This is a genomic window from Hoylesella marshii DSM 16973 = JCM 13450 (genome assembly GCF_000146675.1).
GTDB lineage: Bacteria > Bacteroidota > Bacteroidia > Bacteroidales > Bacteroidaceae > Prevotella > Prevotella marshii.
Genome location: NZ_GL397214.1, coordinates 1,871,074 through 1,897,997 on the forward strand (window position 1 = coordinate 1,871,074; position 26,924 = coordinate 1,897,997).

The 26,924-nt window shown below is 48.9% G+C and carries 15 protein-coding genes; 3 read left to right on the plus strand and 12 right to left on the minus strand.

Translation table 11 applies throughout. The features are described from left to right. Positions 1–19 precede the first annotated feature (19 nt). The 7 genes from ffh to mnmA form a co-directional block, all read right to left on the minus strand. Positions 20–1,378 carry a signal recognition particle protein gene (ffh, locus tag HMPREF0658_RS07815; RefSeq protein WP_006949940.1) on the minus strand — a complete coding sequence of 453 codons (1,359 nt, stop codon included), beginning with the start codon at positions 1,376–1,378 and terminating at the stop codon, positions 20–22. 171 nt (positions 1,379–1,549) lie between these two features. After that, positions 1,550–2,503 (minus strand): endonuclease/exonuclease/phosphatase family protein, encoded by a 954-nt coding sequence (locus HMPREF0658_RS07820; protein WP_040557720.1) that lies wholly within the window; start codon positions 2,501–2,503, stop codon positions 1,550–1,552. 853 nt (positions 2,504–3,356) lie between these two features. Continuing rightward, a complete protein-coding gene (trxA, locus tag HMPREF0658_RS07825) occupies positions 3,357–3,671 on the minus strand; it encodes a thioredoxin (protein WP_006949947.1) in 315 nt (104 codons plus the stop codon). Positions 3,672–3,845: 174 nt separating this feature from the next. Continuing rightward, entirely contained in the window at positions 3,846–5,468 is a 1,623-nt protein-coding gene (locus HMPREF0658_RS07830) for a RagB/SusD family nutrient uptake outer membrane protein (protein WP_006949949.1), read from the minus strand. 53 nt (positions 5,469–5,521) lie between these two features. Next, positions 5,522–8,710 carry a SusC/RagA family TonB-linked outer membrane protein gene (locus HMPREF0658_RS07835; protein WP_006949951.1) on the minus strand — a complete coding sequence of 1,063 codons (3,189 nt, stop codon included), beginning with the start codon at positions 8,708–8,710 and terminating at the stop codon, positions 5,522–5,524. A gap of 202 nt (positions 8,711–8,912) precedes the next feature. After that, entirely contained in the window at positions 8,913–9,938 is a 1,026-nt protein-coding gene (locus HMPREF0658_RS10695) for a glycosyltransferase family 2 protein (protein ID WP_006949952.1), read from the minus strand. Between the two features lie 67 nt (positions 9,939–10,005). Continuing rightward, positions 10,006–11,097, minus strand: coding sequence for a tRNA 2-thiouridine(34) synthase MnmA (gene mnmA, locus HMPREF0658_RS07845; protein ID WP_024990943.1), 1,092 nt, complete (start codon positions 11,095–11,097; stop codon positions 10,006–10,008). 104 nt (positions 11,098–11,201) lie between these two features. Here mnmA and HMPREF0658_RS07850 point away from each other — a divergent pair, with 104 nt between their 5' ends. Next, the gene (locus HMPREF0658_RS07850; RefSeq protein WP_006949957.1) at positions 11,202–11,747 is read left to right on the plus strand and encodes a flavin reductase family protein; all 546 of its coding nucleotides are present in this window, start codon (positions 11,202–11,204) and stop codon (positions 11,745–11,747) included. Between the two features lie 304 nt (positions 11,748–12,051). On the opposite strand, the gene HMPREF0658_RS07855 is transcribed toward HMPREF0658_RS07850, so the two are convergent. The 5 genes from HMPREF0658_RS07855 to HMPREF0658_RS07875 all read right to left on the minus strand — a co-directional run bounded on the left by HMPREF0658_RS07855 (position 12,052) and on the right by HMPREF0658_RS07875 (position 21,528). Then, a complete protein-coding gene (locus tag HMPREF0658_RS07855; protein ID WP_006949958.1) occupies positions 12,052–13,914 on the minus strand; it encodes a glycoside hydrolase family 13 protein in 1,863 nt (620 codons plus the stop codon). 41 nt (positions 13,915–13,955) lie between these two features. Then, positions 13,956–15,866 carry a type I pullulanase gene (gene pulA, locus HMPREF0658_RS07860; RefSeq protein WP_006949959.1) on the minus strand — a complete coding sequence of 637 codons (1,911 nt, stop codon included), beginning with the start codon at positions 15,864–15,866 and terminating at the stop codon, positions 13,956–13,958. Between the two features lie 19 nt (positions 15,867–15,885). After that, positions 15,886–18,009 (minus strand): glycoside hydrolase family 97 protein, encoded by a 2,124-nt coding sequence (locus HMPREF0658_RS07865; protein WP_374188086.1) that lies wholly within the window; start codon positions 18,007–18,009, stop codon positions 15,886–15,888. Between the two features lie 138 nt (positions 18,010–18,147). Continuing rightward, entirely contained in the window at positions 18,148–20,841 is a 2,694-nt protein-coding gene (locus HMPREF0658_RS07870) for a 4-alpha-glucanotransferase (RefSeq protein ID WP_006949961.1), read from the minus strand. A gap of 111 nt (positions 20,842–20,952) precedes the next feature. Continuing rightward, complete coding sequence (locus HMPREF0658_RS07875; protein ID WP_006949962.1) at positions 20,953–21,528, minus strand: phosphatase PAP2 family protein; 576 nt, start codon at positions 21,526–21,528, stop codon at positions 20,953–20,955. 312 nt (positions 21,529–21,840) lie between these two features. Between HMPREF0658_RS07875 and HMPREF0658_RS07880 the strand changes: the two genes are divergently transcribed. Further along, positions 21,841–25,029, plus strand: a complete 3,189-nt coding sequence (locus tag HMPREF0658_RS07880) for a SusC/RagA family TonB-linked outer membrane protein (protein WP_006949963.1) — start codon at positions 21,841–21,843, stop codon at positions 25,027–25,029. An 18-nt stretch (positions 25,030–25,047) separates the two neighbouring features. After that, on the plus strand, positions 25,048–26,817 hold the full coding sequence (locus HMPREF0658_RS07885; protein WP_006949964.1) for a RagB/SusD family nutrient uptake outer membrane protein: 1,770 nt from the start codon (positions 25,048–25,050) through the stop codon (positions 26,815–26,817). Positions 26,818–26,924: the final 107 nt, after the last annotated feature.

The following is a 26,924-nucleotide window of genomic DNA, read 5'->3' on the forward strand; positions in this document are numbered from 1 at the left end:
TCGTATCTTTATAGTTGTATCATCCCATTCCGGGCATTCTGCCCCGCATATTTTTCATGGCACCTGCCATGCGCATCATGTTGCTGCCTGCACCTCCGGACATCATTTTCATCATCTTCCGCATCTGCTCAAACTGTTTGAGCAGTTTATTTATCTCCTGTATATCGGTGCCGCTGCCTTTGGCAATGCGCTGCTTCCGGCTGGTGTTGAGTATCTCGGGGTGCGTCCGCTCCTTAGGGGTCATGCTTCTGATGATAGCCTCTATACCTTTAAAGGCATTGTCGTCTATGTCTATGTCTTTGATGGCCTTACCTACACCGGGTATCATAGCGGCTAAGTCTTTCAGGTTGCCCATCTTCTTGATTTGTTGAATCTGGTTCAGGAAGTCCTCGAAGTCGAATTTGTTTTTCTGAATCTTCCGTTGCAGACGTCTGGCTTCTTCCTCATCGAACTGTTCTTGTGCCCGTTCCACGAGCGACACGATGTCACCCATACCTAAAATTCTATCCGCCATTCGGTCGGGATGGAATACATCGATGGCCTCCATCTTCTCGCCTGTACCGATAAACTTGATGGGTTTCGTGACGACGGTACGGATAGAAAGGGCTGCACCGCCTCGCGTGTCGCCATCGAGTTTGGTCAATACCACACCGTCGAAGTTGAGCCTGTCGTTAAACTCTTTGGCGGTGTTTACGGCATCTTGTCCTGTCATGGCATCTACCACAAAGAGAGTCTCGTCGGGTGTGACGGCCTTTTTCAATGTGGCAATCTCCGACATCATTTCTTCGTCTACAGCCAAGCGGCCGGCAGTGTCTATGACCACCGTGTCGTAGCTCTTAGCCTTGGCGTGTTGGATAGCGTGTTGGGCAATCTCCACCACGTCTTTGCTGTCGGGTTCGCTATATACCTCGACACCTATCTGTGTGCCTACGACGCGCAACTGTTCGATGGCTGCGGGACGATACACGTCGCAGGCCACCAGCAACGGATGCCGATGTTGTTTGGTTTTGAGCAGGTTGGCCAGCTTACCGCTGAACGTTGTTTTACCCGAACCTTGCAGACCCGACATGAGGATAATGGCAGGACGATTCTTTAAGTTTACCTCGGTGGCTTGCCCGCCCATCAGTTCGGCCAGTTCGTCGTGCACAATTTTTACCATCAACTGCCCGGGCTTTACCGCTGTCAGCACGTTCATGCCCAAAGCTTTCTGCTTCACCGTATCGGTAAAAGTCTTAGCCACTTTGTAGTTTACGTCGGCATCGAGCAACGCCCGCCTCACGTCTTTCAGCGTCTCGGCTACGTTTATCTCGGTAATCTTGCCCTCACCTTTCAGTATTTTAAAGGAGTGTTCAAGTCTATCGCTTAGATTTTCAAACATGAATAGGTCTTATTTTTCCTCGTTTTTCTTCTATTTTTTATCTTTATACAAAGGTACGCATGAAAGGTTGGAAACGGGTCTGTGCTCTCCTCCTTTTAACATGATTTAAAGCTCTTGTTGCCAAAACTGCGCATACGCTGTGTAGCTGTGCAATATGTGTTGGGGGATTCTTTATTCGCTTTTTTCCCAACGCAAGTGTACGACCAAGGGAAGGTGGTCGCTGATGCCACCGACATAGCGGGTGCCTCTGAACGAACGATGAGGCATTCGTCCGCCGTAGGTAGGGTCGTCTTCCGTGAGAAACGGAGCATCATTGATATAGCATTCTTGAATGAAAGGCAGCAGAGAGGGCGAGGCAAACAGATGGTCGAGGCTGCCCCATTGACCTTGGTAGCGATACGTTCCACCGGCACCCTGTTTTCCGGTGGCGTGTTCCGAGACGTCAGCCATGCCTTTTGCCACAATGGAACGCACTGCTTCATTGTCGGAATAATCGTTGAAATCGCCTGCAATCAGTATCTTTGCCTCCGGCGATTGCCGACGTATCGAGTCTGTGACGGCAACGATACATTGGGCAACCTTGCATCTGTAAGGGCGCGTTTGCGGTTCGCCACCCATCCGGCTTGGAGCATGTACGACGATGATATGAAGGGTGTCGCCGGCAGGAAGCCGGCCTGCCACGTAGAGAATATCGCGCGTGGGACGCATGCCTTCGGGAGGTGGCACGCGGAAGGTGCAATCTCTGATGGGTGCAAAGGTGGCGGGCGAGTAGAGCAGTGCCACATCCATGCCGCGACGGTCGGCAGAATGGGTCATCACATAGTTGTAGCCGGCAGCACGTAAGAGCGATTTCTTTGTCAAATCGGTCATCACCGTATCATTTTCTACCTCGCAGAGTGCTACGACATCCGGCAATGCCGCTCCGCCGTCGATGCCTTTTCCACAGGATACGATGGTGCGGGCAATGCCGTTCAGCTTTGCCCAATAGCGGTTGAATGTCCAATGCCGGATGCCTGTTTCGGTAAATTCGATATCGTTTTTCCCCGTGTCGTGTTGCGTGTCGAACAGGTTTTCACAGTTTAATTGTACAACTGTGAAGATGATGGCTAACAGTTGGTATCCCATTTTCTCTGCTTTTCCTTTTCGCAAAGATAGTCTTTTTTCTGGCAATCCGGCAAGGAAGCATGCTGTTGTTTCTAACCCTAATCGGTCATGAGAACTTGTATTTGGCCATTTCTTTTGGCAAGGATGCGGGGAACAGATGGCGTTTGTTAGTGGAAAGGTCGGCAACCTTTCTCGGTGCGAATCGTATCGGTTGGGAGATTCTGTCGCACCTACAGCGCTCCATTTAAGGAAATGTTCTATACCCAGCGCTGCGCGCTGGGCTGATATCTTGCGCTCTTTCAGAGCTTACATTACACCTTGTACCATTATAATATGGTATCGATGTGCCCTACAATGTACTTCTTTCAAAGTTTACTCCTGCTTTATGAGTGGGGAAAGTATGGGGCGGTGGAAATCTCGACTATATGCTCTTGATGGTTGAAAGGTAAGCGCTGAAACGAAGTTCGCTGTGCGGAGCGAATAGCGGAGCGGAAAGCAAAGCGCGCGCAATATATTAGCCCAAGGTAACGCCTTGGGTAAAAAGAGGGTAAAAAGGTGAGTATTATAGGTGCGAACGACCCTCTTTTGTATAATGCATTGTGCATTAAAACAAACTTTTACCCTTATGGAGGAAGGCGGAAGGGGAGAGATATTCGGTATCGTTTACCACATAAAAAAGGAGGGAGGGTATGCCGAAATGGCACACTGACAAGATTGCAGACGGGCGGACACGAAAAAGGGGGATTCGGAAGCCTGAGTGACTTCGGATCCCCTCTATATCCTGTTTATCCGCATACAGGAAAGTTGCATGTAAGAAACCGTATCGCATCAGCATTATCTGCTGAAGCGGAAGCGGCTGGTGGTATATGCTATATCAGAGCAATGCCTTGAATTTCTCGTCGAGTGCGGCTTTGTTGGTAGCACCGACGAACTTATCTACCTGTTGGCCGCCCTTGAAGAAGAGGAGGGTAGGTATATTACGGATGCCATACTGCATAGCGATGTCGTCGTTTTCCTCTACATCGCATTTACCCACTACAATTTTTCCATCGTACTCTTCGGCAAGTTCGGAGATGATAGGCCCTACCATGCGGCAGGGGCCACACCATGTTGCCCAGAAATCAACTACGAAAGGCAAGTCGCCGTTCTTATAGCTCTCGAAATTCTCACTTGTAATCTTTACTTCCATATTGCTGTTTTTTCTATGTTAAGTTAATATTTGCAGTATGCATTCTTTACCATAGAAGTACTATCAAACACTATGCCAAAGAAATGCTTTCACAGAAAAAGGCGGAGAGCAAATGCCAAAGATGCTTTGCTTTCCGCCTTTTTCGCCTGAGTAAGTAGATGGATAATCCGAGGTTTATTCGGTCATCGTAACGCTTTTGTTATGTTCTGTTTCGCTATTGGGATATACCCATGTCCACTTATTAGCGGCCTCTACGGGCACTGTGATGGCCACGGAGATATGGGCGTTGCCACCTTCTGCGAAGCTGTGACGCACAACGGGCTGATTCCAACGCTTATAGTCGCTCCATGCAAAGCCCTCGCCCCATAGTTCGAGTTCGCGATAGTCCTTGATTTCATTCAGCAGGTCATCGCCCATCTTCGTACACGTATAGGCGGCGTTACGGCCAGAGGTGGCGTTGAGCGTTACGAGGGCGGCCTGTGCGTCGGCAGTATTACCGAGAAAATAGTTGGCTTCGGCCTCGATGAGTACCATCTCGCTTGAGCGGATGAAAGGGAGATAGCTCACGCCGGGTTGGTCAATGACCCAGAACTTAAGGTGTCCGTCGAGATAGACGATGCCGTTAGGATAGGGCTTAGAAAGGCCTTCCACGGAGTGTACCTTGAGGATAGAGTCTACTTGAGTTGCCAAGAAAGCGGTATCGGTATTGATGATACCGAATGTCTGGTCTACCTGTTCGGCGTCGGTGATGTCGATAGTGGTGAATTTATCTTCGGTGATAAAGAGCTGTTTGCGGGCATCATTGTTGGGGATGCGCTTGATGAGTTCATGTCCGATAGTGCCTGCGCCGGTGGGATTCTCGGTGGTGTGGTTGCCATTGCATGCTCCCTGCACACCATACGCCCAGTACCATAACTGCTCTGAAGATGCACCATAACTACCGAAAATCCACTCACTTGTGGGCTTGCAAAAGCCGGATGCATAGGCTGCATTGCTCATGAGTGCATAGTTGGAACGGGCAAGTTTGGCCTGTGCAAGGGCAGTGGCATAGTCTTGTTTGGCAAGGGCAGCACGGGCATAAACGGCATGTGCCACATTGATGTTGGGCATCCACACCTTTCCGCTCTCACGCTTCAGACCGCTGGAAGTAAAGAGTGTGATGGCCTCTTGGCAGTCTGTGTACACCTGTGCATAGGTTTCTGCGAGTGTAGAAGCCGCCAAGTTGTCTGTTTCTTCACCTAAGCGGAGAGGCAGACCACGGGAGGCACCGTTGTTACTATCCTGCCAGCGATAGCAATAATAGCGGATAAGCTTCTCGTAGGCATAGGCTCGGAAAGTGAGTGCTGCGGCTTTGATGAATTTCTTTTCAGCGTCTGTGCCTTGTGCCTTGTCGATTTTGGCAATGATTTGATTGGCACTTCCGATGATTTGGTAGTAGTAATTCCATCCGTAAGCGTCGTATTTCGAGTCTGCGCGATAGTGGAAAGTCTGGTTATGTATCGGTGCCCAGCCCGATGCATAGTAGTTGTAGTTGTAGTTCTGGCTGGGTAAGTTCTCATACAGTCGCATGATGACATTCTCTCCGGCGAAGGCTTGTCCATAGAAAGCATGCTGTGTGACCATGATTTTAGCGATACCGTTGAGGGCTTTCTGTCCCATTTCGGTCGTTGTCCATACATGGTCTTCATTGACCGACTGTGTGGGTGTCGTGTCCAGATAATCGCTTGCGCACGATGCCAAGGCCGTTGTTCCGAGCAGCAGGGCACCGATATATAAATGTTTGAAAATACGTCTCATGTTGTGTCGTGTTATGTTTTGTTTGTCGATACAGTTGTTTTCTTACCCGTCGGTTAGAAGTCTAACGCCATACCGAAGCTGAATACTCTTGCCGATACATAGGTGTTGTCCGAGTCTCCGTTGAAACTGAATTGCGGATTCAATCCCTTTCGTGAGGTAATCGTGAACAGATTCTCGATACCAGCCTTTACACTGATGCCGCCAAGTCCCCATGATGTAACCAATGGTTTAGGCAAACGGTAGGTCAGCGTGATGTTCTTCAACACGAGGTAAGATGCGCTTGTGAGCCAGCGTGAACTTGTTGCGTTAGTGTCGATGCTGCGGTTGAAATCAAGCAAAGGTATGCCATTGGGGTCAATACGATTGGCAGATGTAGCTGTCATACCCGCAGGTGCTGCCGTCCACGATTTAAGAACATCTTTGTGTAATGCGGAGGCCGAAGAGGCCGAAGCCGTAGACATCAGTGCACGATAGGCATCATCGTATATCTTTCCGCCTAAACTATAGGTCATTAACATGCTGAGGGAGAGGTCGCGCCAACGCAGTTGAGACCCGAATGACCCATAGACCGACGGTAGAGCTGTGCCCGCCCATTCGCGTTTCGAATAGCTAACAGATGTCGTGTACTTTGTGCCATTGATTTCAACAAGTGCATCATTGGCCAATGCTGTTGCCTCTTTGTCGGGATCAAGGTTGTAGAGTGAAAGTCCGGTCATTTGGTCTACGCCCACAAAGTGATAGGTGTACCATTCATATGCGGAGTGGCCTTCTGAGTAGTTCTGTTCCCCATGGAGGATGTCTTTTCCTCCGGGTAGTTTGATGACTTTATTCTTCAGTGTGGTGGCATCAAAGGCAAGGTTCCATGTCCAATCCTTGTCTCGGATGACATCTCCGTTAAGAGAAATCTCGAAACCTCTGTTAGAGATGGTACCGATGTTCTGGCTGATAACGGGGTTCATGTTCTTATCGTCGCCGAAGAAAGCACCGAGAGAACTTGGCATACGTACCTCGAATAGCAGGTCTTTAGAGCGTTTGTCGAAGTATCCGATGCTGAAGTTCAAACGATTGAAAAGCGAACCCTCGATACCGAAGTCCACAGTCTGTGTGGTCTCCCATTTCAAGTTTTCCGTGCCACGTGTCTGTTTCATCAAGGCTGCGTTACCCCCGTTCTTATCAATATAGTAGAGCGATTGATAGGCATAATAGCCCACGCCGGCATCATTGCCCACCTCTCCATAAGAGAGACGTGTACGAAGTTGGTCTATCCATTTCACATCTTTAAGAAAGTTCTCCCGCTTCATATTCCAATTAAGTCCGAATGAGAAGAAATCGCCCCACCGATGGTCTTTATGGAACTTCGAGGAGCCATCGCGACGATAGGAGAAGTCGGCGAAGTAACGTTCGTCATAGTTGTAACGTATGCGCGTCAGGTAAGACTCCGTCCTGTACACATCATTGTAGCCCTCTGTCGTAGCGTTATTCAAGAAGTTTCCGAGTGTCAGGTTGTTAGGAACGGCCATGTTGGTGTTCATCACCATGTCGTACTTACGTTTCCAACTGAAGTTTTCATGTCCCACCAGTACATCTACATGGTGTACATCGAAGTCGTGGCTCCAATCCAACAGCTCCTGTGCTGTATAGGTGGTATATTGGAAGTTGTACAGGTTGAGCCGTCCGTTGCTGCTTGCGCCGTCTCCGATATTAGGGTTGCTATACCTCGTCCGGTTGTTTGTGGCATGGTTAAAGTTGGCTTTTGTCGTGAAGTTGAAGCCGTATGGCAGACTGATTTTTCCGTAAATCTGGCCATCGAGCACACTTCTCTTGTTCTTGTCTTTATCCGTTCGTATTTCGTAAGCGATGTTACGGTTAGACAGATACGAAGAAGAGGTATCGTATTGCTTGCTTCCGTCGGCGTTGTAGATAAACGAGCCGTCGGCGTTATGGGCATAATACGAGTAGATGGGTGCCATGTATCGCGCCATGTTGAATGGATTGCCGAAGAAAGTACCCGTTGCGCTCTCGTTGAAATCACGGTTTGCGATTGCTCCGTTGAGGTTTAAACCCAGCTCAAACCACTTTGTGGGATTGAACCTACTGTTGATACGCGCTGTAAAACGCTCATATTGGGAGTTAATGGTATAACCTTTCTCTTTCAAGTAACTTGCCGAAGAATAGACGTTGAACTTCTCTCCCGACACACCCGACGAAAGGTTGTATTCCTGTCTATACCCCGTTCTTTCCACGGCATCCTGCCAATCGAGGTCGTTGTAGTACGGATTTTTCGAGGCCGTGAGCTTGCCGTTTGCATCAAACAAGGCATTATCGGCCGCATTGTAGATATTCTTTCTGGCGAAACTCGATATGAGATGATTCGTGGCAAAAGCTGCAGCTGCCGTCTCTGAGAGGTGCATACTTCCCGACATGGCATAGTTCTTCATTGCTATCCACGTTGATTCCATCCATTGGTCAGCACCTAAACGATCGTATTCTGCGATACCTCGGGTATAGAACCCTTGGTCTATTTTCAGCGAAAGACTTGGTTTCGAGGCATATTTGGCACGTTTCGTTGTAATCAACACCACGCCATTGGCTGCACGGTTACCATAAAGGGCGGCTGAAGAGGCATCCTTCAATACCGACATATTCTCAATATCATTGGGATTCAGCTCTGCGATATTACCCTCATATGCCGTTCCATCTACGATATACAGCGGCTGGTCAGCATCTTTTACCAACGTTCCTACACCGCGGATATGTATCTTCGGGGCAGCACCGGGTTCTCCATACGAGTTGTTTACCTGCACCCCGGGGGCAGCACCCTCAAGAGCACCGGTCACGGATGTAGCGATACGTCCTTCGATGTTCTTGGCATCGACCACAGCAACCGAACCCGTAATGGATTGGCGTTTGGCCGTTCCATAGGCAACCACCACCACTTCATCCAGCGTTTTCTGGTCTGTTTCGAGTGTGATGCTCATGTTGTTTTCTGCCCGAACAATCTTTGTTACCATACCTATGTACGAGATTTCCAACTGCGCGCCTTTGTTTACCGACGCGAGAGAGAAATGTCCGTCAAGGTCTGTCACTGTTCCTGTCGTCGTTCCTACTACTTTTACGGATGCACCGATAATGGGTTGTCCGTCTTCTTGAGAAACTACTGTACCGGAGACAGTCGATTGGGCTACGGCCATTCCTATGCTCAGGAACAAGCCGGCCATCATCATTACTAACTTCTTTACCATTCGTGTTATCTCTGTTTAAAAGTGGAAAAAATAAATAAAATAAGGGTGCAAATGTAAGAGAAAAGGATGAAAAGATTACGCAGCTTACATCGAAACCTTTCAAAAAGTTTCACTTTTAACATGTTGGAGGAGGAATAACCCGATAAAACCGCTGCTTTTTGAAGTTATTCACATTCTTTTGGGGCAATCAAGCCTCTGTTTTTTAATGCAGCAACCCGTACAGTGTCACGAGCCAATGCAAGCGACGCGACCGATGATTCTGTCTCCACAACCGGATAAACCTTACGCAAAACAGCGGTTTACTCATCAACAAACGCCCGCATGCCTCATACATTTGCGGATGCAATGCCTGCAGTTTTTCGTCCAAGTCAATCAGATAAGGGTTGTCGAAGTCGTGTTGTCTTAGCAGATATGTTCTGTAAATCAGGCGTAAACGTCGCAAGAGCTTATAATTGAGCAATCCTTTCACTGCTTCCGAGCATGGCGGTAGCGTCTTCCATTGCAAGAGCATATTGTTCGTACACACCACGTTGTGATGAAAATTCCTGTTCGTATGGCTCTTTCCCACTGTCTGTCCTTCTCGTCCGAGCAGGTATCTATACACCGTCAGGTTTAAGTAATAGGCCGTGCGAACGGTCGATAAAGGGGCGAAAATCCATTGTTGATCGGTATAGGAGATACCTTCCGCCTGTCGGTAGCCCATCTCTTGCAAGTTACGGGTGCGATATGTCACATTGTGCATCCACAGATTGCGTACGGATGGCTCATGGCATATCTCGTCGAAGGGCAGGATACGTCCTGCGGGCAGTGAGAGATGTTCCTCCTTGTGGTGTCCGTCGGTATAGTCCTTGATAAGGTCTGTCATCACCAAGTCTACATCTATGGTGCGTAAAGTCTCAACGAGCCGAGCCAAATTCGCCGTTTCAAAACGGTCATCGGCATCCAATATCTTCACATAACGACCGCGGGCAACGGGTAGGGCGGCGTTGATGCACGAGCCATAGTTACCGTTGGGTTTGTCTATGAGAAAGAAAATGCCTGCATAACGTTTGGTATATGCTTCGGCAATCGCCTTCGACCTATCGGTGCTCCCATCGTTTACAACCCATACTTCGAGGTCTTCCAAGTGCTTGTCTATGAGCAATGAGGAAAGACAACGGTCTAAATAATCCTCCATATTATATGTAGGAATCACAATAGAGAGCACTTTTTCTGTCTGTAGAGCCATGATAGGGTTGTTTTTAAAGGTTTTTCAAAGATGGGGGATGGGATGATGGAGAAGCACGGCATACAGCTTACAGCTCTTCGGAGCATGACCATGCTATCTCGCCGCTTCCGAAACAACGGTGATGTTGCTCGTCATACACCACGCAGAACTGCCCGGGTGCCACTCCTTGTACCGGCTTTTCGGCATGTACTGTGTAAGCACCGTTACCCCGTTTTTCGAGCTTTGCTTTGTGGTATTCAGGTGTATGACGTATCTTGAAACACACGTCTTCCATCTCCACAGGCAGTGTGAGGAAGTGAAAGTCGGCTATCTCGAAGTCCCGACGGTAAGCCGTTGCAGGCTCAAAGCCCTTGCTCACGTAGAGTATATTTCGCTTCACGTCTTTTCTGACAGCATACCACGGGCCGCCGCCGAAGCCCAATCCGTGGCGTTGCCCTATGGTGTGGAACCAAAGTCCCTTGTGTTTGCCGATACATTTGCCTGTTTCTAATTCCACCACTTCGCCCTCGTTTTCTCCTAAGTAGCGGCGTATGTAGTCGTTGTAGTTGATTTTTCCGAGAAAGCAAATCCCCTGACTGTCTTTTCGTTTGGCATTAATCAGATGCTCGCGTTCGGCTATCTGCCTCACCTCCTCTTTCCTGTAATGTCCTATAGGGAAAAGGGCTTTGCGTAATTGCCAATCGTATAACTGTGCAAGAAAGTCGGTTTGGTCTTTTACAGGGTCAGGACTTGTTACCAGCCACTTGTGTCCGTCAATGATTTCGGTCTGTGCATAATGTCCCGTTGCTATGAGTTCATACTCGTGTCCTTTCTTTTCATCGAACGCACCGAACTTAATAAGCCTGTTGCACATCACGTCGGGATTGGGCGTAAAGCCCGCTTTCACTTTCTCGAGGGTATATTTCGTTACCTGATTCCAATATTCCTGATGGCAATCCACTACCTCTAACCGGCATCCATAGCGAGCTGCTACCGCACCGGCCATCTCCAAATCCTCTTCCGAAGAGCAGTCCCACTCTTCGTGTTCCTCGGGGCCTATCTTGATGTAGAAGCAATCCGGCTGCAATCCGGCACGCGATAGTTCGTGTAAAACCACCGAACTGTCTACACCGCCGGATAGCAATACGGCTATCTTTCGGTTGCTGAGACTTTCTTTCATGCGTGCAAAAATACATAAAATTCGTGGCTTTTCATCCTCATGCGACGGCTTTCTCATCGAAAATGGCTAACTTTGACCCATTCATCCGCAAAAAGATACGACCCATGAAGAAAAGAGAAATCAATGTGGCAGACCATGCCTGCGAAATTCTGAAAGCCTTGAAAACAGGCGTGTTGCTGACCTCCTGTGCCGACGGACGTGTGAACACCATGACCATCAGCTGGGGTATGTTGGGTATCGAGTGGAACTATCCGCTCTTCATCACGGTCGTCAGAGAAGGACGCTTCACACGTTCCTTGCTCGATAAGAATGGCCAATTTACCATCAACATTCCCCGAGCTGACTCTCCGATGAAAGCCCTTGCCGTCTGCGGCACCAAGAGCGGACGCGACATCGACAAGATTGCACAGCTCGGACTGACACTCGTTGACGGAGAGGAGGTATCCGTGCCGGCCATCAAAGAGTTTCCGCTCACGCTCGAATGCCAAGTTGTGTACAAGCAACTGCAAAACCTCGACGCGCTGGAAGACCGCACCGCTTACGAAAAATGTTATCCGCAAGACATATCCGGCACATCTTCCGGTTCCAACCGCGATGCCCATATTGCCTATTACGGCAAAATTCTCCGCGCTTATATGATTGAAGAATAGGCCGTAGCCACATGCCTGTAAAACCTTCATGACTATCCTGATGGGTGCTTGTTTTACACCGGTCTCCACTCCCAAGGTAACCTTCTGATGGAAAGACTGTTAGAGGCATCTCTCTAAAAGCATAGCTTCCAAGGCGCGAAAGCTTAGCTTTGACACGCTAAAAGCTAAGCTCCTACATCGTAAGAACTTAGCTTTTAACAGATGGGAGGTGAGCCGGAGCCTTTTCCTCCCTTCCCGTCTGTCTGTTCAGGGCTATTCCTTTTTCCGCTTCTTCCTGTGGAGAAAGGGGCTAATAACTTGCCGTCTACTCCTCTACTTCCAAGACCAACGTCTCCCGAGGGGCAAGAGATAAGTCTTGTTGAAGGCTTACGGTGCGTCCCGTGAGTACGTCTTGTCCCATGCGCGCCTTGCCTATCACCTCGGCATAGCGTGCCACTTCCAGTGCAGCCGGTTTGCTTGTGCCGTTGAGAATGGTGAGAACGGTGCAGCCATCATGCTGTCTGGCCACGACATAGACACCCTTATGAGGGATAAACTGTGTCTGTCGTCCTTTTGTTATCACGTCGTTGCCCTGCCTCCAATGCAGCAATCGGCTCATCCAATCAAACATAGCGTTTTCTTCGGGCGTGCGTCCCTCACGGGTAAAGGCATTTCTCGAATCGCCCGGGAAGCCCCCGGGAAAGTCTCGGCGCACATCGCCGTCCGTGCGTTCTTTCGTGCCGTTCATCAAAATCTCTGTTCCATAATAGAGCTGGGGCGTACGGTTGATGGTGAGCAGCAGTGCCAAGGCCTGTTTCAGTGCCAAGGTATCACGGCCATTTCCCAGAAATCTGTCGGTGTCGTGGTTTTCGATGAATGCCATCACATGAGAGGGATCGGTATACAAGTAGTCGTAGACCAGACTGTTGTAGATGCGGTTGTAGCCCTCCCACCATGCGTCTGTTTCCTCTTTCTTGGCTTGACTGAGCTTCTCGAAGAAACTGAAGTCCATCACGGATTTGAGATAGCTGTTGATGGGAGACAGCTTCGAGTCTTTCTGCCACGCAGCGGTATAGGCGGGTTCGGTGACCCACGTCTCGCCCACTACATTGAAATGAGGGTATTCGGTGTCGAGTGTTTTCATCCAATGTGCCATCGCCTGTCGGTCGGCATAGGGGTAAGTGTCCATTCGTATGCCGTCTATTCCTGCCGATTCTATCCACCATACGCTGTTTTGGGTGAGGTATTTCATCACGTGAGGATTCCTTTGATTCAGGTCGGCATAAGCAGAAACGAACCAACCATCTACCGTTTCACGCATATCCACTTGCGAAGCGTAGGGGTCGAGCACAGGGGTGAGTTTATAGCTGGTCTGCAAATAGCCGTCGTGGCCTTGGTGGCAGTTGAACCAATCCTTAGAGGGTGGGTTGAGACACCATGGATGGCGCACGTCGCAATGGTTGAATATCATGTCCATGACTATCTTCAGACCCTTTGAATGGGCTTCGTCAATCAGTCGTTTATACGCTTCGTTGGTGCCGAAACGCGGGTCTACACGGTAGTAGTCGGTAGTGGCATAACCATGGTACGAGCTGTTCAGACCGGTATCGGGTGTGTTGTTTTCCAATATTGGGGTAAACCAAAGGGCGGTCACGCCCAGCTGGGTGAAGTAATCCAGATGCTTGCGAATGCCTTCGAGGTCGCCGCCGTGGCGCAGGCTGGGCTGCGAACGGTCTACGGTATAGGTGTAGAGACCTTTGATCCGGTCGTTTTTGGTATCGCCCGATGCAAACCTGTCGGGCATCAGCATATAGAGAACGTCGGCATTGGAGAACCCTTTGCGCTCATCGCCACTCATGACGCGAGGTTTTAGCGCATACTTTACAGCTGTCTGTCGGCCGCCGTTCTTGAAACGGAGGGTCAGCGTGCCGGCGTTCGCCTCTTTCAGGTTGAGGTAAACAAGCAGATAGTCGGGACTGTCTAACCTTACAATGCTGTCGATGCGAACTCGCGTATCGTCTATCGTTACCTCGGCATCGCGCACATCATTGCCGTACACCATGAGTTGCAAAGACGGCTCTTTCATGCCGGCAAACCAATAAGACGGCTCTATTTTATTGATTTTCAATGCAGCGTTGGCTATACCGGCAGTCAGCAAAAGGAGGGAAAACAAGATGATTTTTTTCATGTTTCGTTTTTATGATTTGTGTTGAATGAGTGAGCAATGCGCTATTTCTCGTACATGATGAGAGCTGATTGCGGCGTCACAGCTATGCTATCGCCCTCTATGTGATCGAGTCCGTTCTCGTTGATGTGGCCGTTCTGGCAGACCACGGTATAGCTTCCGTGGGGCACTTTCACTGTTTTTGTCTCTTGATTGGCATTTAGGATAACGGTGATATTTCTCCATTCATCCCCGCCGGCATTGCCTTCAAGCCTGTAGCCGATAAGACACGGCTCGGTAAGAAAGAATGATAAATGCTTTCTCACTAAGTCGGCATCGCCTAAACGAAACGCTTTGTGGTGGCGGCGCATAGCTATCAGCCCCTTGTAATAATCGAATACTTGCGGGAAACGTTTCAGGTTATCCCAATCGAGACTGTTAATCGAATCGGGAGAGTTGAACGAATTATGCACGCCCTTTTTGTTTCTGAACATTTCTTCACCGCTAAGCAGGAAGGGGATGCCCTGTGATGTGAAGACAGCAGTTTGCGCCAGCAGGTCGAGACGTATGAGTTCATCTTCTGAAAGTTGAGGTATCGAGGCACGCAAGCGGTCGGTCAAGCACATATCGTCATGGCAACTGACGTATGAAACCATCTGTGTGGGTTGCGTCGCCCATGGTGTTTTGCTGTAGTTTACCCGGCTCATGTCTACTTGCGGGTGGGCTATCGCCCCGGCAATACCGAACTTCAAACTCTCTTCTCCTCCGAAGATACCGGCCAGAAATGCCCCTTTCGTATCGTCACTGAATGGCCCCCGCAGGGCATCACGCAGTTCATCGCTGAATGCTGCGATACCTTTCATGAGCGAAATGTTGGCTTTCATGGCTAACTTCTCTTGTGGATAAGCGCATGTTCCGGCACTCCAGCCCTCTCCATAGATAAAGATGTTTGGGTCGATGGCTGTGAGTTTGGCTCTTATGAGGTTCATGGTTTCAATGTCGTGGATGCCCATGAGGTCTACGCGGAAACCGTCTATATGGTATTCCTGTGCCCAATATTGAAATGATTCGAGCATGAATTGTCGCATAAGAGACCGCTCGCTGGCTGTTTCATTGCCGCATCCCGACCCGTCGGAATATCGTCCGTCGGCCGTCTTACGATAGTATTCATCGGGGAAAGTGCGCTGGAAGTTGCTGCCATTGATGTCGTGTGTATGGTTGTAAACAACGTCGAGTACCACTCGGATACCGGCTTTGTGGAGTGCCTGCACCATTTCCTTAAACTCGCGGATGCGTGTTTCAGGCGTGTAGGGGTCGGTGGCGTAGGAGCCTTCGGGCACATTGTAGTTCAACGGATCGTAGCCCCAATTGTATTGTGGCTTGTCGAGACGGGTCTCATCTACCGTAGCATAATCGAACGAAGGCAAGAGGTGAACGGCATTTACACCAAGTTCCTGCAAATGACGGATGGCTTTCGGTTCGGTGAGGGCAAGGAATTGACCCTTATGAACGAAACCTGATGAGGGATGAATAGAGAAATCTCGGTGGTGCATCTCGTAGAGCACGAGGTCGGCTGGAGTAGCCAGCGACAGACGCGCATCGGTCTCCCAACCTGTAGGGTCAGTGCTTTTCATATCAATAACGGCCGCTCTTTTTCCATTCACGCCCACTGCCTTGGCAAAAACACCGGGCGTTTCGCCGTGACCGATGTCGAAGGTGTAGAACTTACCTTTGAGGTCGCCTTTCACGGTGGCTGTCCAAACGTTGGGTGAACACTGAACGAGCGTCACCTTTTTATAGGCCTTTCCGCCCAGCCCCGCATCGTAGAGTCGAAGTGTTGGCTTGGTGGGTGCGTTGAGCTTGAATACAGTGGCTTTGGGTGAGTAGGACATCTCGTTGAATGTCTGCTGTGCACCGACACGTTGCGCGAAGATGAACGCAAAGAAAGAGACTGCTATATGCTGTTTGATATTCATATTGCTGGGGGATTTATTTCTATCGTATGACTGCTTTCAAGGATGGATTGGCCTCATAGAGGCTCATTGCGAAACCACCGCCGGGTGCTTGTTTTATCTTTAGGATATCGCCTTTCTTCACTCGCTTCTTTTGGATGGTATATGCCTTTGGGTTCTTTTTGTAGTGGGCATTCTTTGCATCAGCATAGATGGTGCAGTTGTAGTAACCATCGGTTTCGAGGAAGTCGAGCTTAATAACGCTGGTATGTCCGTCTTCATTGCATTTGCCGCCAACGTACCAGCAATCGACGCCCTCATAAGGAGCTTTGCGAGCAACGGTTACATAGCGTGCAGGTTCGGCCTCAAGATAGATGCTTTGTTCCCAATTACAGGGCACATCGCGAATAAATTGGAAAGCATCGGCATATTTGGCATAGTTCTCCGGCAGGTCGGCAACCATTTGGAGTGGACTGTACATGGTTACGTAGAGTGCGAGCTGTCCTACGAGCGTTGTGTTCACCTGATTCTTGTTGTCGCTCCATGTGTTGAGTTGCGTTTCCAGAATACCGGGCGTGTAGTCCATGGGGCCACCCTGTAATCGGGTGAAAGGCAGGATAACGGTGTGGTCAGGCCTATTGCCACCGAAGGCTTCATATTCTGTTCCGCGTGCCGACTCATTGCCAATGAGGTTGGGATAGGTGCGGCATAAACCTGTCGGCCGGGTTGCCTCGTGAGCATTGACCATGATGCGGTGCTTGGCGGCTTCTTCGACTACGTGCATATAATGTTTGTTCATTGACTGTGAATAGTGGTGGTCGCCGCGGGGAATGATGTCGCCCACGTAGCCGGTCTTTACGGCATCATATCCCCAACGGTTCATGAAGTTGAAGGCTTTTTCGAGGTGTTGCTCGTAGTTTGTAACGCTCGATGATGTTTCGTGGTGCATCATCAGCTTCACACCTTTCTTCTTAGCGTAGTTGTTAAGTTCCCATAGGTCGAAGTCGGGATAGGGTGTAACGAAATCGAAGACATATTCTTTCCAGTGCCCGAACCAGTCTTCCCATCCGATATTCCATCCTTCGACGAGCACTTGGTCGAGCCCGTTTTTGGCAGCAAAGTCTATGTAACGCTTCACATTCTCTGTGTTGGCTCCATGTCGGCCGTTAGGTTTGGCTGTTTGATAGTTGGTTCGGTCAAGGTCTACGGAAAGGAAGTCGTCCGTGTAGCTCCATGTGCTTTTGCCGACAATCATTTCCCACCAAACACCGCAGTATTTTGTTGGATGAATCCAACTTGTGTCTTCAATCTTACACGGTTCGTTGAGATTGAGGATAAGGTTGCTTGAAAGCATGTCTCGGGCATCGTCGCTCACCATCACCGTGCGCCACGGCGTTTGACAAGGCGTCTGCATAAAGCCCTTTAAGCCCGTTGCGTCGGGAGTAAGCCACGACTCGAAAGTCATTGTTTTGTCATCGAGGTTGAGGTGCATCGTGGCGTAATCCACGCAGGCTGCTTCATGAATATTGATGTAGAGGCCGTCGGCCGATTTCATTTGCAGCGATGTTTGCACACCGGTTTCAGAGAATACGCTTACCGAAGAGTTACTCCAGTTCACTGCATCGTGGAATCGCGAGCGAATCTCGGAGAGCTTTGACTCCTGTGTCTCTTGCTCCTGCGTGTCGTAATCGCCGGGAATCCACCAAGCAGTATGGTCGCCGGCCATAGCAAACTGTGTGTGCTCTTCCTTTATAATGAAATAGTTGAGGTCGGGTTGCTGTGGAAATTCGTAGCGAAAGCCTACACCGTCGTCATAGACACGGAAGCGGAGAATCATGATACGGTTCGTTTCACGCTGTTTCAGCGTAACTGCCAACTCGTTATAGTTGTTGCGTATCTCACGCGTCTCTCCCCATACAGGTTGCCATGTCTCGTCGAAAGTAGATTTCTTGGTATCTACAAGCTGGAAGTCCCCCATCAAATCGGTTTCCTCCAACCCCTTGCTGGCGTGCTTATCTTTGGCGAGTTCCAATCCCAAATATGACTTTTTCACCACAGGCTGCTGCTTGTAGGACACGCTATAGTAAGGACGTCCTCCGTCGATACTAAACCATAAAAAAACGCTTTCATCAGGAGAATATAACATCTTTGTACTTTCATCTACCATCACTTGAGCCATCGAAGTGATAGAGAAGAGGCATGTGATTGTCAGTAATTTTATTCTATTCATGTCCGTTTTGTTTATCCTTTATACATATACGAGCAGTGGGACACAAAGAATTGTGTCCCATTGCCTTATTTGTTGTTATCTTCCAGACTGTGCAATCAAGTTTGTAATATCATAATTGAAATCATTTCTCTCCATTAAGTCTTCCAGCGAGACGTGCATCCGGTATCTCCAATAGTGTTTAGGATTAGCCGGAATATTGATTCGTTCGGCATCCGGGTCGTCGAGTCTCAAACTTTCGTCAATGGCCATCCAGTCTTGAATGGAAAGAATGCAGAGCATGGACGGGCAGGCAAGATGCTGCGCCACGATGTCTCTTGCCAACCAGCCGGGCAATGGATGAGGAGCAGCTCCTCCGCGATAGAGCACAGTGTTGTAATAGGCTTGTGTCCGGTTGATATCTTCGTCCCACCATTGGCGCAAAGTGGGCATGTCGTGCGACGAGATGGTGCAGACCGAACGGTAGGGATTGTGAGCGAGTATGCCGAAACGGACATCCGGATTCTTCGGCATAGACTGCAATTCGAGACTTAAAATCTTCAACTCGTTCATCACCCATGATACACAGTCGGGCACCATACCAAGGTCTTCGGCACATGCCATCATACGGGTGGCCTGCACAAGTATGGGCAGTTTCTTCATGGCCTCATAGTACCAGAACTGATTGTTGCGACGGTAGTAATAGTCGTTGTAGAGCTTGTTGAACACGAACTTGTCGCTATCGTAGAGTGACTCGTAGATGAAGTCGAGTTGAACGGATATTCTGGGATGAAACTTATCTGTGTCTCGATGGTCGCGAACGAAGAGTACATCGCTGATTAAGGCGTACAATCCGTCGCGAATCCAAATGTCTTTATCACTTGTTTTACCCTCGAAGGCCGCTTCCACCTTGCGCTGCGTGTCATAATCGGGGTGCATTTTGTAGCGTCCGTCGTGAGTGGGCACGACGTAGAGCCTGCGCACTTCGTCGGCATGCTCTTTGAAGATGCGTTCCAACACCCAGTCCATGATAAAGGGTTGGGTGAAGAGTTCTTCCTGCCAGTGTAAGCCATAGGCTTCTATCTCTTCGCGCGTCATGCCTAAAGCGGGAGCGAATTGCCCCAGAAGGCCGTGCACGGCATGCGAGGGAATTTCCCAAATACGGAAGAAACCCAGTACATGGTCAATGCGATAGGCATCGAAATACTTGGCCATATTCGAGAAACGACGTATCCACCAACGGCATCCATCTTTCAGCATGGCCTCCCAATTATAGGTAGGAAAGCCCCAGTTTTGGCCGTTAGCAGAGAAACCGTCGGGTGGAGCACCGGCTTGTCCATTGAGATGGAAGTACTCCGGTTCTTGCCAAACATCGCAGCTATAGCGATTCACACCAATGGGAATGTCGCCTTTGAGCACCACGCCCCGGTTTCGGGCATAGGTATGGGCATCGGCCATCTGCCTGTCGAGTATGTATTGTACGAAATAATAGAACGCCACCTCTTTATAAGCCTTGGTGCGAGGCGAAGAGAGGGCAGCACGGTCGGCTTCTTTCCATTGTTCATTTCCTTTCCATCGGCTGAAGTCGGCTGTACCTTCCGTATCGCGTAAGTGGCAGTATCGGGCGTAGGGAACGAGCCAATATTGCTCTTCTTCAAAAAAGTTTTTAAAGCCCTGTGTGCTCATCATGCGGCTACCCTCTTGGTCGAAAAGCAGTCGAAGGTAAGCCGTTTTAGCTTCGTTCACGCGTTCGTAGTCTATTTTATCAAGGCCGTTAAGCTCGTTTTGCAGGGTGTTGAAATGCTCTGCAGCGACTTTGTCTTTCAGCGCCGGTAAGCTGCGGAGGTCGACAAACTGCGGATGCAGGGCATAGATGCTGATACAGCTGTAGGGATAAGAGTCCGTCCATGTGTGTGTGATGGTGGTATCGTTGATGGGAAGCAGTTGCAACACGCGTTGCCGGGTGGAAGAAACCCAATCTATCATCTGCTTCAGGTCGCCGAAATCGCCCACTCCGAAACTGCCTGCAGACCGCAAAGAGAACACGGGAACGAGGGTTCCCGCGCAACGGGTGTTGGGGATGGGGAAGAATGCCTGCGGGAGTTCGTAGACTGTTATCTCACCGCTTTTCATGGAAGGGATGCTTATCTTTCGGTTCAAACCCTCTTCCCAGAAAGGTACGAAGTCGGGAGCATCGCTCACAACGGCAAACTTCAATTCCACAGTGTCTGTCTTGAGCTTGGATGCATCGAGGTTTACTACCCATTCATTGATGTTGTGTTCGGTCATACGAACGGCCTTTTGCAGATTCCAACTGCCGAGAGTGGGTACGTCTCCGGATATGACCAATGTTTCTCCGGCACGCAACTGAGGTGCTCGAACCTTGATTCTGAGGGTGCGGGAATAGGTGGAGGCACGCATCGGAGTGCGTTCCCGATGATAGATACAGTCGGAGAAAACGGTGGTATAACGATAGGAGTCTTCGGGCATGTCTACCCAATGGTCGTAAACCGTATAAGCAGCATTCTTGCCGCCGGTAAGCTCCAGCCGATGGGGGATGGTCTTCCACTCGCAGCGCACCTCGCAGCCGTCGCGTTCCACGCTGTAATAGTAATCTTCCACGGCTCCGCGTTCATCTTGTGAATTGACCTCACACGTCCAATGCAGGCCGTCATTGGTACTCATTCGATAACGAGAAATGCTCTCTTTATGGCCGGTCTTTCCATGTATAATATTTAATATCAGGTCTTCTCCGAAGACAGTCTGATAAGCAATGTTATATTGTACTCTCATAGATGTTGGGTTAGTATTTTCGGGTAAAGGTACGAATAAAAGGTAAGGATAGGGAAGCCCTATACGACGAAAAAAGGCATTTCTTATGCAAACGTTTGCATTTCTTGATAATTATAGTTTTACGATGAGTTGTAAGCCATTGGGAGCTACTGCTACACTGTATTTGCTTTTCTCGCCCGTGAGTAGGTCGCCAAGCCTATAACAGGCTTCTGTTGAGAGGATTCCAATGCCAGCTCCAACGGCTACGTCAGTCCAATCGTGCCGATGTCGGCACACCCTGCTTATGGCTGTAGCTGTGGCAACGCCATAACCGGCCACGGCTATCCACGGGCTTACGCTACCATATTCTTTACATAGAACTGTGGCTCCGGCAAATGCGAAGCTCGTATGACCGGATGGAAAGGCCTGGCGATTGGTACCGTCGGGGCGTTTTTTATGGATAATTTGCTTCAATGTGAAAGTGATACCGGCCGTCATTGCGCCCGATGCCGCAGCGCGGAGTGTTAGTTGTTTCCATGAGTGGGTACTTTCTACGCCGATGGCCTTCAATGCAAAGACCGAGGTAAAAGGCACGAAGCGCAGGTAGTCATCAATGCCATCTCCATGGTAAGATTTGTTGGCTTGTGCCGTTGCTATCATGGAAAAAGTAGTGAAAAAGAGGAGGAAAATCAGTTTTACTCGTTTCATGTGTGCAAAGTTACGAAATAAACCCTCATTTACAGAGTTGATAGCTCTTTTCTTTCATAGTGGAAGATGGGATTTTCTTGCGCGCGTATTATAATAAAGGTGAAGTGATGATGACAGGCTTTTCTCGCTTCAGTGCATATCTCGAATAACAGGAAGTCTATGTGTAACGGGTATCATCATCTGTAAAAAAACAATATCTTCTCTAATATTTTATAGAAAAAGGTAATGGAAATAAAATATTATTTTCGTATATTTGCAGCATTGGTAGTAAAACCAACCCAGAAAAACAAGACTTAAACAAACTATTTAAACATGAGAACCAAAAGACTTTTATTGTTCGCTGTCTTCATGCTAGCGGCTATGGTGACGTTCGCACAACGAAGTATCACCGTGAGAGGTACGGTAGTGGAAGAGAACGGCGATGTCGTTATCGGAGCTACTGTGAAAGTGAAAAGCACTTCTATTGTGGCTGTTACCGATATGGAAGGACGCTTTACGCTGAACGACGTGCGACAAGGAGCTCAATTGGAGGTGACATACGTGGGTATGAAACCTTTTACGGGCACGGTGAAACCGGAAATGAAAATCGTGATGTATAACGACGATTCCGTGCTCGATGAGATTGTTGTCACCGCTTTCGGTGAACAAAAACGCTCCGCCTTTACGGGCTCTGCCGCTGTAGTAGACTCCAAGAAGTTTGAGAACAAGCAATTAACCAACGTTTTAAGTGGCTTGCAAGGCGAGGCCGCCGGTGTGCAGATGCTGAACAACAGCGGAGATCCCGGCTCGTCGCCCACTATCCGTGTACGCGGTTTTAGCAGTATCAATGCCGGACAAGACCCGCTTATTATTGTAGACGGTGCACCTTATGATGGCGGCTGGAGCAATATCAACCCTGCCGATGTGGCATCTGTGACGGTACTGAAAGATGCCTCTTCTACAGCACTCTATGGTGCACGTGGCGCTAATGGTGTCATTATGATAACAACCAAGCGCAGCCAAACGGGTGATGCTGTGATTACATTTGATGCCAAGTGGGGAGCCAATAGCCGTATCAAGCGCGACTATGAAACCATCAATGACCCTGCACAGTATTATGAATATTACTACAAGGCGTTGTATAACTATCAGGTGAATGTCATGGGACTGACAGGTTCTGCGGCTACAGCGGCAGCCAATGCACAGCTGACGGGTAATACTACGACCGGCGGATTGGGTTACATCGTGTACAATGTGCCGACTGGCGAACTCTTGATTGGTGAAGACGGTAGGCTGAATCCGAAAGCCACGTTGGGCAATCAGGTAACATACGGCGGAAATACCTACACCATTCGTCCCGACAACTGGGAGAAAGAGGGATTCCGTAACGGCTTCAGAGAAGAATATAATGCCACAATTTCCGGTGGTAATGATAAGTTGCTGTTCTATGCTTCGTTGGGTTATCTGACGAATGACGGCATTGTGCGCAATTCTGATTTCAATCGTGTAACGACTCGATTCAAGGCCGATTATCAGGCAAAACCATGGCTAAGGGTGGGTACGAATATGAACTTTACACGTAGTAAGTATAACTCAATCAAACAAGACGAGAGCGGTCTTTTCTATCAAATCAACAACATGGCACCCATTTATCCCGTATACATCAGAGATGCTAACGGTCATATTATGCGCGACAGCAACGGGAAAATGTACGACTATGGCGACGGTGCCGTCATCGGCCTTAGGCGTCCGGTGCTTCCCTCCCTCAATCCTTTGCAACAAAATGAAATAGACACCTACAAAGGAAAGGACAACATGTTCTCTGTATTCGGTTATGCCGACATTACACCAGTCTTTGCAGAGGGTTTGAAAGTAACGGTCAATGGTACGGCTACTACCTATGATACACGTAGTGTGAAGACTTCAAACCCCTACTACGGCTTTTCTTCAACGCTTTACCCCGATGGTTACATATCGAAAACCAGCTCTCAAACCTATTCGTATAACTTCCAGCAACTTATTAATTACAGGCGTGAGTTCGGTAAACACCATGCAGAATTGCTGTTGGGTCACGAGTACTATCGCTACCATTACGAATCAGTGTGGGGTGCACGCACCGTTATGGCCAATTACAAAGCGGCACAGCATCTGTCAGCAGCCGTGAAAATAGACAATGCCGGCGACAGTAATTCCGATTACAACTCTGAAGGTTACTTCTTCCGCGGACAGTACGACTATGACCAGAAGTACTTCGGCAGTTTGTCTTATCGCCGCGATGCCTCCAGCAGATTTCATCCCGACCACAGATGGGGCGACTTCTATTCCATCGGAGGCGCATGGATTATCTCTCGAGAGCAGTTCATGAAAGACATAAAGTGGGTAGACCAATTGAAGTTGAAAGCCTCTTTCGGACAGCAAGGTAACGATAATATAGACAACTACCTCTACGTAGACACCTATTCCATTGTCAATAACAATAACAAAGTAGGTTTGGTATTGAATACGAAAGGTAATCCTAAGATCACATGGGAAACCAATAATAACTTCAATATAGGTGTAGACTTCGAGTTGTTCAAAAGTCGTTTGCGCGGCGGCATAGAGTACTTCTATAAGAAGACTACCGACATGCTGTGTTTCATTCAAGCACCTTATTCGGCCGGTTATGCAGGCTCTTACGATAACGTAGGTAACCTTGTGAACAAAGGAATAGAGATAGATCTCAGCGGTACAGTTATCAAAACACGAGACCTTACATGGGATATTAACTTTAACACCACCCACTATGTAAACAAAGTAACTTACTTGGAGCCCTCAATTAAGGGCGACCTCAACATCGACGGTCACCCGGGCTACATCAGCGGAAGCTACTATTACGGTGAAGGACTGCCCCTCTATACATGGTACATGAAGCGTTATGCCGGCGTATCAAGCGATGGCTTGTCGCAATGGTACTATACAGACAGCAACGGTGAGATGAAGACTACCACCAATTATGGTGACGCCAGTTTCTATCTCTGTGGTAATCCGCACCCTGATTTGTATGGTGGTTTCGGTACGACACTCAGTCTTTACGGCTTTGATTTATCGGTAGCGTTCAGCTATTCTATCGGCGGCAAAGCCTACGACTATCAGTATGCTGGCCTGATGGGTAATCCTGCGGGTGGGCTTGGAGGCTACTCTATTCATAAAGATGCTCTCAAAGCGTGGAGTACGGATAACCCTAACAGCAATATTCCCCGCTGGCAATACAACGACCTGAATACCGGTTCACAGAGCGATCGTTTCTTGTTGAATGCAAGTTATCTGACGTTCCAGAACATCAACTTAGGCTACAATTTACCGAAGGAATGGGTAAATACGCTTGGTCTGGGCAGTATCCGCGTATATGTAGCCGGCGACAATCTCTACTATTGGAGCAAACGCAAAGGCTTCGACCCCCGCGGTTCGTTCAGCGGAGGTACAAGTACTACCATTTACAGTCCTTCGAGAACCGTTTCCGGAGGCGTAAAACTCACATTCTAACATTAAACAGAGTAAACGATGAAACACCATATTTTCAATAAAATAGTGGCATTGACCGTAATCCTTTCTTCACTCGGCCTCGTGAGCTGCATTGATGAGACCATGCCATCAGCCACTTTAACTGCCGACCAAATCAAGCGCATGGAGTCGTCGCAAAAGGCTTTACTTAGCGGTATCGTGTCGTATATGGTTACTTATAACACATGGGGGTCAAGCGGCGAATACACACAAGACTTCGGATATCCCTGCCAAATGATTTTCCGTGAGGTACAGGGACAGGATTTCCCCTGCTATGACGACGCCTACAACTATTGGACCAGCGTAGAGGCCGCTACGGACTTACGTTATCCGCCTTACTATACGTATTCTTATTACTACCATCTCGTGCAGACCTGCAATGCCCTGATTGACGTGATAGATCCGAATACAGCCTCCACCACATCGAAGAACTACTTAGGTGCAGCCCTCACTTATAGAGCATTGGCTTATCTTGATATGGCACGCATGTTTGAATTTAAGAAGACCGGCGTAACATCCGTAGACCAAAAAGCCGACGAGTTGAATTGCTGGGGACTGACTGTCCCCATCGTAAAAGAGGGAATGACGGATGTTGAAAAGAAAAATAATCCCCGTGCACCGTTCTATACAATGTATCGCTTTATCATGACCGACCTGAATAACGCCGAGACCTATCTTACCGGTTATACGCGAACAGACAAGACGCTTCCCGATTTAAGCGTAGTCTACGGTCTGAAAGCCCGTCTATGGCTGGAGTTAGCCACCCGCTTTGAGACCACACCCGAAGACCTGACAGCCACTATCAATGCTGACAATGCCGCCACGGATGGCTACGATAAACTGAATATTACGTCGGCCAATGATTGCTACACAAAGGCACTTCAATACGCTCAGCAGGCGCAAAGTGGCTATACGCCCACGACTGAAGCACAGTGGCACGATCCCGAGACCGGCTTCAACAAACCGACCAATGCGTGGATGTGGGACATGTCTGTCAGCACCCGTGAGCAGGTAGGTTCCTACTATTGCTCTTTCCCCGGCGTTATCTGCACGGAGCCAGATTGGAATATGCCCCGTTCGTTTGGGACTTACCGCTTGATTGGTAGCGCACTGTACGACCAGATAGGTCTCGGCGATTGGCGACGTTATTCGTGGATTGACCCTGCCGCCGCAGGAACCGATGCCGGGTATACACAATATGCAACCATCAATATCAACGGGAAACCGGTGAAACACTCGCTACTCTCCAAAGACGAATGGCTGCGACTGCCGGCATACGCCAATACAAAGTTCCGTCCGGGTAGGGGAAACTTAGACGACTTATACGTCGGTCTACTCGTAGATATTCCCTTGATGCGCATGGAAGAGATGAAGTTCATCGAGTTAGAGTGCAAGGCTCATCTCAACGGAATCTCTGCCGCAGCTACGGAATTGGAGGCTTTCATCAATACCTATCGCTATACCGACAACTCGTATTCCGCAGCCAGCATCTCTACGATGGACGACTTCAACAATGAGCTTCTGCTGCAGAAGCGTATTGAATTCTGGGGCGAGGGAATCACCTATTTCGACTATAAACGTTTGAAAGCACAGGTACGCCGCAAGGACAACACGAACTACAATTCGTTAGCCATGTTCAATTCTAAGCCCGGAGGATATGTTGCACCGTGGATGAACTACTTCATTCTCGAGTACGAAACCAATATCAATACAGCCTGTGTGCCTAACCCCGATGCTACGGGTTGCATCAGTCCGGCCACTTCCTTTTAATTCTCACCAACACAAATAGTAAAGACCGCACATGGCTCGTCCGTGGTGCGGTCTTTACTATCCCTAATTGTCATTAGAAGTCTGAACAACCCCTGTCAGTAACATAT